6 protein-coding genes are annotated in these 9,496 nt (G+C 39.3%); all 6 read left to right on the top strand.

Going from position 1 to position 9,496, the window contains the following annotated elements; genetic code table 11:
• Positions 1–277 precede the first annotated feature (277 nt).
• The 6 genes from ACVRZ8_RS09465 to gshAB all read left to right on the top strand — a co-directional run bounded on the left by ACVRZ8_RS09465 (position 278) and on the right by gshAB (position 9,495).
• Positions 278–2,254: a peptide ABC transporter substrate-binding protein gene (locus tag ACVRZ8_RS09465; RefSeq protein ID WP_447449086.1), complete on the top strand. Its 1,977-nt coding sequence runs from the start codon at positions 278–280 to the stop codon at positions 2,252–2,254.
• Positions 2,255–2,499: 245 nt separating this feature from the next.
• Entirely contained in the window at positions 2,500–3,996 is a 1,497-nt protein-coding gene (locus ACVRZ8_RS09460; RefSeq protein WP_447449085.1) for an ABC transporter permease, read from the top strand.
• Entirely contained in the window at positions 3,996–4,922 is a 927-nt protein-coding gene (gene oppC, locus ACVRZ8_RS09455; RefSeq protein ID WP_447449084.1) for an oligopeptide ABC transporter permease OppC, read from the top strand. The genes ACVRZ8_RS09460 and oppC overlap by 1 nt, the downstream gene beginning before the upstream one ends.
• 8 nt (positions 4,923–4,930) lie before the next feature.
• The gene (locus tag ACVRZ8_RS09450) at positions 4,931–5,998 is read left to right on the top strand and encodes an ABC transporter ATP-binding protein (RefSeq protein WP_447449083.1); all 1,068 of its coding nucleotides are present in this window, start codon (positions 4,931–4,933) and stop codon (positions 5,996–5,998) included.
• A complete protein-coding gene (locus tag ACVRZ8_RS09445) occupies positions 5,991–6,917 on the top strand; it encodes an ATP-binding cassette domain-containing protein (RefSeq protein WP_447449082.1) in 927 nt (308 codons plus the stop codon). The genes ACVRZ8_RS09450 and ACVRZ8_RS09445 overlap by 8 nt, the downstream gene beginning before the upstream one ends.
• Before the next feature lie 319 nt (positions 6,918–7,236).
• Complete coding sequence (gshAB, locus tag ACVRZ8_RS09440) at positions 7,237–9,495, top strand: bifunctional glutamate--cysteine ligase GshA/glutathione synthetase GshB (RefSeq protein WP_447449081.1); 2,259 nt, start codon at positions 7,237–7,239, stop codon at positions 9,493–9,495.
• Position 9,496 lies beyond the last annotated feature (1 nt).

Here is a 9,496-nt window from a genome sequence, read left to right as displayed (position 1 = left end):
TTCCTTTTGGTGTATAATAATCTTGCATCTCAGAGTCCTCCTAATTGTTGTTGTGGTGATTACAATTATATCTCTCTGAGATGTTTTTTAATATCCTTAAGTGGCTAACTTCATTTTAGAACTTTCTATACTTATGAAAAGTAAGGGAAATTGTCTGATTATTATTTACAAGAAGCGCTTTTTAAGATATAATTAAGATATTCTTATAATTATACGGGAAGAAATATTTTGAATCTTCTGATTTTAATAAAAATAATATTTAGGACTAGAGAGGCTTATGAAAAAATTAATAAAAAGTTTGACAATAATTTCGGTTGCAATGCTTTCAGTATTTTTGCTTGTGGCTTGCAGCAACAATGCAACGACTGATACTTCCACTTATAATACCACCTATTCAGTAGATCCAAAAAGTTTAGATTATATTGAAGACGGTACAGGGGAAACAAACCAGATAACCTCGAACGCTATTGATGGTCTGCTAGAAAATGATCAGTATGGTAATTTAATTGGTTCACTGGCAAAAGATTGGACGGTATCATCTGACGGGTTAACTTATACTTATAAACTTCGAGATGATGCTTATTGGTATACGGTTGATGGTGAGCAATATGCTCCTGTGACTGCTAAGGATTTTGTAACGGGGCTTAAGCATGCAGCAGATTCTAAGGCCTCAGCTCTTTATCTTGTTCAGTATTCTATTGCAGGTCTAGATGATTATATTACCAATGGCGGCGATTTCTCCAAGGTTGGGGTAAAAGCGATTGACGATCATACTGTCCAATACACTCTGACAGGAGCAGAAAATTACTGGAACTCTAAGACAACTTACTCCATTCTTTTCCCTGTAAATGAAGACTTCTTGACTGAACAGGGTGATAAATTTGGAAATGCAACAGATCCTTCGTCCCTTCTTTACAATGGTCCTTATATTATTTCAAGTTTAACATCTAAATCATCCATTACGTTGACTAAAAATGAACACTATTGGGATGCAGATAATGTTCACATCCAAAATGTTAATTTTACCTATAATGATGGTTCAGATTCAAATGCTGTCTATAACGGTTTTGAAAATGGACAATATACGGGAGTTGCTTTGCTTCCAACAGCCTCTCACTACGATGACGCTGTTAAAAAGTATAAAGACAACATTTATTCTAATCCTCAAGGTTCAGTAACCAACGGAGCAGTTTTTAATATTGACCGCACTGCTTATACTACCAGCGCAAAAACTACAGATGCTCAGAAGACATCTACCAAGGCAGCAATTCAAAATAAAGACTTCCGTCAAGCGATTTCCTTTGCCTTTGACCGTATGTCTTATGCAGCTCAGTTCAATGGTAAAAAAGGAGCAGCCAATATTCTTCGCAGTGCTCTTGTACCTCCGACATTTGTAACAGTTGATGGGGAGGATTTTGGTTCTGTAGTTGAGTCTAATTTATCCTCATACGGCGATGAGTGGACTGATGTTTCTCTGGATGATGGTCAAGACAGTCTTTACAATACGGATAGAGCAGTTACGGAATTTAATAAGGCTAAAAAAAGCTTAGAAACACAAGGAGTAACTTTCCCAATTCATTTGGATGTCAATGTCAATTCAACAAGTGAGGAGATATTAGCACAGGCTAAGTCTTTCAAACAATCTGTTGAGGCATCGCTTGGAAAAGAAAATGTTGTTATTGATCTCCATGAGATGTCTTTTGACGACTTCTATAATTCGGATTATTACTTTGAAAATGGCAGCCAGGCAGATTTTGATTTGAGCTTTAACTTTGCTTGGAAGCCAGACTATGAAGATCCCTACTCTTATCTTCAAATCTTTGATGTTTCTGACAGTCAGGCATACGCTACTAAATATTTAGGTCTTGAGGCTGGAAGCACATCTTCTGCTATTTCGACGGTTGGTCTTGATACTTATTCATCATTGGTTAAAACAGCCAATGATATTAAGGATGATACTACGGCTCGAGAACAGGCTTTTGCAAAAGCTCAGGCTTGGCTAACTGACTCAGCATTATTTATTCCAACTCTTTCAGACGGAGGAAGTGATGTGGTTACTTACCTAAAACCATATACTGCTGCTTACAGCTGGGTTGGTACGAAAGGCGGGGCTTACACTTATAAATACCGTCAGATTCAAGAAGACTTAGTTACTACCAAGGAATACAAAAAAGCTCGTGAAACTTGGTTGAAAGAAAAAGAAAAATCAAATGCTGATTACCAAAAGGATTTGGCTGATCACATTGCTGATTAAAAATTAAAAAAAGAACTTTCTGATAGCATAGATTAGTTTATTCTTTATTACTGTGACAAGAAGGGTTTCCCTTCTTTGTCGTCAGGTTCAACTTAGTTTGCTGTACTGGAATAAGAATAAGGTTGTTTCTCTCATTCTGTGGTCTGAATTTCTTTTCAAGGATTTCAGCAGTCTGCACTTCGTTGTTTAAAAAGAGCTAAATCGCTAAAAATAAAGGAAGGTTCTTTTTTGTTAAAGGAACTAGTATGAAAAGATATATTCTTGGACGCATTTTAAGGTCATTAATTTCCATTTTTATGGTAACAACTTTGGTCTATGTTATTGTTTTTACGATGATCCCAAAGACCTATATTTTCCAGCAAGATGCCGCTTACAGCAAAAACACTTCTACTCCGGATAAAAAAGTTGATTATGAAAGTACTATCTTGAATAAAATGGGTTACATTGATTATTGGGATAGTAAAGATTTGCTGGCTAAAGCTCAAAAGAAAGACAGTAGTATTACCTCTGCTACTTCAGCATCAAATAAAAGCAAGCTGCAGACTTATCTTGATGGTTTGTCTGGAAATTGGCGATTAGGCGAGTTTGAAGAGGGTGGCTATTATGCTATCAGAGATATACCTGTTTATGAGAGAGTTTGGAATTTTTATGTTCATCTTATTGACATTGATCATCCTTGGAAGGTACAGGATAAGTCCAATCCAAACTTAAAACGTTACCTTAAAATTGTGAATGATAAATCAGTAGGGTGGTCTTTAGTTGGATCTGGAACTGAACATAAATATTTAATTTACTTTAATGCTTCTTTTCCTTACATTCACCAAAATATCGTGACATTTGATCTAGGTGTTTCCTACCCAACTTATGCTAATAACAAGGTTTTAGATGTTATTTCAGATAGACAGGGTTTGACCAAGATGCTGCAGGTAACTTTCCCGTCCGGTTTGACTAAGATGAGTTCAGTAGATATTGATTCGCGGACTTACCAATCTCCTAGTACTGCTAACGCTCAAGTTAAATCTCTTTATGGTAGTGATCCTTATACGAAAACTGAAACGATACATAAAGATCCTTCCATGATTACAAGCTCTGCTATTGCAGGCTTAATTGGTGTAGTTATTGCTTATGCCGTCGGGCTTCCTTTGGCCATGTTTATGGCACGCTATAAAAATAAATTATTTGATAATGTCTCAACAGTTATGCTGACCTTCCTTATGGCGCTTCCAAGTATTGCTTTGGTTTATATTTTACGCTACATAGGTTCTAGTTTCTTAGGTTTTCCAATTCTTTTTACCCAATATGGAGCTCAGGACTGGCGTTCTTATACTCTTCCAGCTTTATCATTAGGGGTTATGTCAATTCCAGGAGTTGCTATTTGGATGCGTCGTTACCTGATTGATCAGGAATCCAGTGACTATGTGCGTTTTGCACGAGCTAAGGGGCTGTCAGAAGCTGAGGTGGCACGCAAGCATGTCTTTAAGAATGCTATGGTTCCAATAGTATCGGGTATTCCAGGTGCTATTATTGGTGTTATTGGCGGTGCAACTCTGACAGAGTCTATCTTTGCTTTTCCTGGCATGGGAAAAATTTTAATTGACTCTGTCAAAGCTGCCAATAGCGCTATGATAGTTGGGATTGTCTTTATTTTCACGGTTGTTTCTATTATTTCGATGCTCTTGGGAGACATTTTGATGACTATCGTGGATCCTCGTATTAAATTGTCTGGGAAAGGAGGTAAGTGATGGCTGTTGTTGACAAATCTAAATTTCAATTTGTTACGGTAGATAAAACAGTCTCTGAAACTATTGATGCCCCATCGTATTCCTATTGGCGTTCGGTTGGCCGCCAATTTTTTAAAAAGAAATCAACTTACTTTTGGTTGTTTCTCCTTATAGTAATTGTTTTGATGAGTTTTATCTATCCGATGTTTTCTAGCTATGACTTTGCTTCTGTGGACAATATTAATAATTTTGCCATGCGTAATTTAAAGCCAAGTGCTGAATATTGGTTCGGCACCGATAAAAATGGACAGTCTCTTTTTGACGGCGTCTGGTATGGAGCTAGAAATTCGATTTTGATTGCTGTTATTGCAACTTTGATTAACCTGATTGTCGGCGTTATCGTTGGAGGACTTTGGGGAGTGTCAAAGTCGCTAGATCGTCTGATGCTTGAAGTCTACAATATCATTGCCAATGTTCCGACTCTGCTGATTATTATCGTTTTGACTTATGCTATGGGCGCAGGTTTTTGGAATCTCATTTTTGCCATGTGTATTACCGGCTGGCTGAGTACAGCTTATTTCATTCGTGTACAAATTTTGCGCTATAGGGATTTGGAATATAATCTTGCTAGCCGTACTTTGGGAACACCTATGTTTAAAATGATGGTGAAAAATATTCTGCCTCAGCTGATTTCGGTTATTGTTACCTCGACTAGCCAAATGCTTCCGGCTTTTATTTCTTATGAGGCTTTTCTATCTTATTTTGGCTTAGGTCTTCCGCTGACTGAACCTAGTCTTGGACGCTTAATTTCGAAATACTCATCTAATTTAACAACGAATGCCTACCTTTTTTGGATTCCGTTAACGGTGCTGATCCTCGTTTCTCTGTCTCTTTTTATTGTTGGACAGAACCTTGCCGACGCTAGTGATCCTCGTTCTCATAGATAGGAGTTTTTATGACAGACAAAAATGTAATATTGACGGCTCGCGATGTGGTTGTTGAATTTGATGTTCGCGATCGTGTATTGACTGCTATCAGAGGTGTCACTTTAGATTTGATTGAGGGAGAAGTACTGGCCTTGGTAGGTGAGTCGGGCTCCGGGAAATCGGTCTTGACGAAGACTTTCACTGGCATGCTGGAAGACAATGGCCGTATTGCTTCTGGACAGATTATTTACCGTGGTCAAGATCTGACCCATCTGAAAACACATAAAGACTGGGAAGGTATTCGTGGGTCTAAGATTGCAACTATTTTTCAGGATCCCATGACTAGTCTTGATCCTATAAAATCTATTGGCAGTCAGATTAGCGAGGTTATTATTAAACACCAAGGAAAATCAAAAGAACAGGCCAAATTGCTGGCGATTGATTATATGGATAAGGTAGGTATCCCTGATGCGGAGGCGCGTTACAGTGAGTACCCTTTTCAATATTCTGGCGGAATGCGGCAGCGTATTGTTATTGCCATTGCTTTGGCTTGCCGTCCGGATATTCTTATTTGTGATGAACCGACGACAGCCTTGGATGTGACCATTCAGGCGCAGATTTTAGATTTACTGAGGAGTTTGCAGCAGGAGTATCGATTTAGCATTATCTTTATCACGCATGATCTTGGTGTGGTGGCTAGTATTGCGAATCGTGTAGCTGTTATGTATGCTGGCGAGATTATTGAATTTGGCAAGGTAGAAGAAATCTTCTACGATCCTCGCCATCCCTATACTTGGAGTCTCTTATCAAGTTTGCCTCAGTTAGCTAATGACAGCGAAGAGCTTTTTTCAATTCCTGGCGCACCGCCGTCACTGTATACTCCTATTAAGGGGGATGCTTTTGCCCTTCGTTCGCAGTATGCGATGCAAATTGACTTTGAAGAACAGGCCCCAATTTTTGAGGTAACCAAAACGCACTGGGCAAAAACATGGTTATTGCACCCTGAGGCTCCTAAGGTTGATAAACCTAGCTTGATTAGCAATCTTCATGAAAAGATAAAACAGAAAATGACTTTTAGGGAGGAAGGAAATGGCTGAGAAACTCATTGAAGTAAAAGATCTTGAGATTTCCTTTGGCGAAGGCAAAAAGAAGTTTGTTGCAGTCAAAAATGCTAATTTTTTCATCAATAAAGGAGAAACATTTTCACTTGTTGGTGAATCTGGTTCTGGGAAAACGACGATTGGGCGTGCGATCATCGGTTTGAATGAAACGTCAAATGGTGAGATTTTATTTGAAGGCAAAAGAATTAATGACAAGCTCTCTAAAGAGAAAAAACGCGAATTGATTCGTAAAATTCAAATGATTTTTCAGGATCCTGCAGCCAGTTTGAATGATCGTGCTACAGTTGACTATATCATTTCTGAAGGGCTCTATAATTTTAAGCTTTTTGAAGATGAGGAAGATCGTAAGGCTAAGGTTAGGCAGATGCTTGAAGCGGTTGGTTTGCTTCCGGAACACCTGACACGCTACCCTCATGAGTTTTCTGGAGGACAGCGTCAGCGGATTGGAATTGCGCGGGCGCTTATTATGCAACCTGATTTTGTTATCGCTGATGAGCCTATCTCAGCGCTTGATGTATCTGTCCGTGCTCAGGTGCTCAATCTTTTGAGGCGATTTCAGCGGGAACTTGGGCTGACTTATCTTTTCATTGCTCATGATTTGTCAGTAGTGCGTTTTATTTCAGATCGCATTGCTGTTATTCATAAAGGGATTATTGTAGAAGTAGCGGAGACAGAGGAGCTTTTTTGCAATCCGATTCACCCATATACAAAATCGCTTTTTTCAGCGGTTCCGATTCCTGATCCGATTTTGGAAAGAAAAAAGAAACTTATCGTTTATGATGTCAATCAGCATGACTATTCTAAAGACCAGCCACAGATGGTTGAAATCAAATCGGGTCATTTTGTCTGGGCAAATAAAACAGAGGCCGAGCATTATCAAACACTTTTACAGTAATGGCAAACATCAGTTTTAAGTACTGGTGTTTTTTGTTTTTGATGTTTCAAATAAGAAAGATTAATTGCAGAAATAATTGGAGAGGCGAAAATGATACTGCCCATCTCCAGCTCTGCTATTTTCTGCGATAAAGAAAAGCTATCATTTAATAGGAATTGCTAAATTGGAGACAATAGACATAGCGAAAAGTTGCTTGTGAAAATGGTTTGGGTTAGAATGATATTATAAAATATGTAAAGGTTTACTTTTTTGAGTGAGTATCAAGGGAAGTTGGTTCAAATACAGCAATGCCAGCTCTTTATCGTGTTAGGAGGAAGATATGCCCCTTAATCAATTATTACAGTCTGCATCAGCCTCTCTGCCGCTTTTTCAAGCGACATTTGGACTGGAGAGAGAAAGTTTGCGGATAACACGTAACACTCATCGTGTTAGCCAAAAGCCCCACCCTAGTGTTTTAGGTTCCCGTAATTTTCATCCCTATATTCAGACCGATTATAGCGAGCCTCAGATAGAGTTGATCACCCCTGTTGCCAAATCAACCAAAGAAGCACTGCGTTTCTTGGGGGCTATTACGGATGTTGCAGGCCGAAGTCTAGAAGCGGATCAATACCTCTGGCCTTTATCCATGCCGCCTCAAATAACTGAGGATGAAATTACGATTGCACAGTTGGAGAGCCGCTTTGAGTATCATTACCGAGAGCATTTGGCCAAGGCTTATGGTAAAAAACTTCAGTCTATGAGTGGTATTCACTATAATATGGAATTGGGCAAGGATTTAGTCACCAAGCTTTTTGAGCTTAGCGGATACACTGATTGGATTACGTTTAAAAATGACTTGTATCTAAAACTCGCACAAAATTTCCTGCGTTACCGTTTCTTTTTGACCTATTTATTTGGAGCTTCGCCGATAGCAGAGCAGGGCTTTTTGGATAAACCTTTAGCTGATGCAGCCCCTGTAAGATCTATTAGAAACAGTCAGTATGGTTATGTTAACCATGATGATATTCGTGTCTCTTACCAGACTTTGGAAAGGTATGTAGCGGATATTGAGGGCTATGTCAATAAGGGTCAGTTAATCGCAGAGAAAGAATTTTACTCAGCTGTTCGCTTGCGTGGCAGTAAATACAATCGAGACTATTTAGAAAAGGGTGTGACTTACTTAGAGTTTCGCTGTTTTGATTTAGATCCTTTTGACCACCGAGGGATTGCTCAAGAAACGTTAGATATTATCCATCTCTTTGCTTTGGCTATGCTTTGGCTAGATTCGGCAGCAGATGCAGATAAGGCTATTGCGTTAGGCGATGCTATTAATGAAAGAGTAGCCCTTAGTCATCCTCTGGATAAGTTACCTGAAGATGCTCCCATCATGGATATACTGTCAGCTTTTGATGCTTTAAGCCAGCATTTTCAGTTTAGTCATTATCAAAAAGGACTCATTCAGAAAGTGAAGGATGCTGTTGCTGATCCTGAAAAAACAATCGGCGGCAGATTATATCATGCTATTCAAGATGGTTCCTTGGAAGCTTTTGGGCGCAAGAAAGGGCAGAGCTATGAAGACTATGCTTGGCAGGCGCCGTATGCTCTTAAAGGTTATGAGACCATGGAGCTATCCACTCAAATGCTGTTGTTTGATGTTATTCAAAAAGGGGTCAACTTTGAGGTTTTGGACGAATCTGATCAATTTCTGAAATTGTGGCATGGCAATCATATTGAATATGTAAAAAACGCTAACATGACTTCTAAGGATAATTATGTTATTCCTTTGGCTATGGCCAACAAAGTTGTCACCAAAAAAATTCTACGTGCTTATGGGTTTCCGGCACCGTCTGGAGCAGAATTTGATAATAAGGAAGAAGCACTGGCTTATTATGGGCAAATTGAGAAGCAGCCCATTGTCGTTAAGCCCAAGTCGACTAATTTTGGATTGGGGATATCTATTTTCCAAGAAGGAAGCAGTCAAGAGGACTATAGCAGGGCATTGGACATTGCTTTTGCAGAAGATAGCAGTCTTTTGGTTGAAGAATTTGTAGCTGGAACCGAGTATCGCTTCTTTATTTTGGACGGCAAATGTGAAGCGGTGCTTCTGCGCGTGGCTGCCAATGTTGTGGGTGATGGGAAGCATACGATTCGTGAGTTAGTAGATTTAAAAAATCAAAACCCGCTGCGGGGACGAGATCATCGTTCGCCTTTGGAAATCATTGAATTGGGAGATATTGAGCTTCTGATGCTTAGTCAGCAGGGATATAAACCAGACGATATTTTGTCTGCCGGTGTTAAAGTTGATTTGCGAGGCAATTCCAATATTTCAACTGGCGGTGATTCTATTGATGTAACGGATGAGATGAATAATTCCTATAAAGAACTGGCTGCAGCTATGGCAAAGTCCATGGGAGCATGGGCTTGTGGGGTGGATTTGATTATCCCTGACTGGACCAAACTTTCCAGCAAGGAACATCCTAATTGCACCTGTATTGAGCTGAATTTCAATCCTTCAATGTATATGCACACTTATTGCCATGAAGGGCCGGGACAAGCTATCACGCCAAAAATTTTAGCAAAGCTTTTCCCAGAAATTTAGA

Source organism: Streptococcus dentiloxodontae (assembly GCF_053206925.1).
The sequence above is the reverse complement of the archived record's forward strand: the minus strand, read 5'-3'. Positions and strand labels throughout refer to the sequence as shown.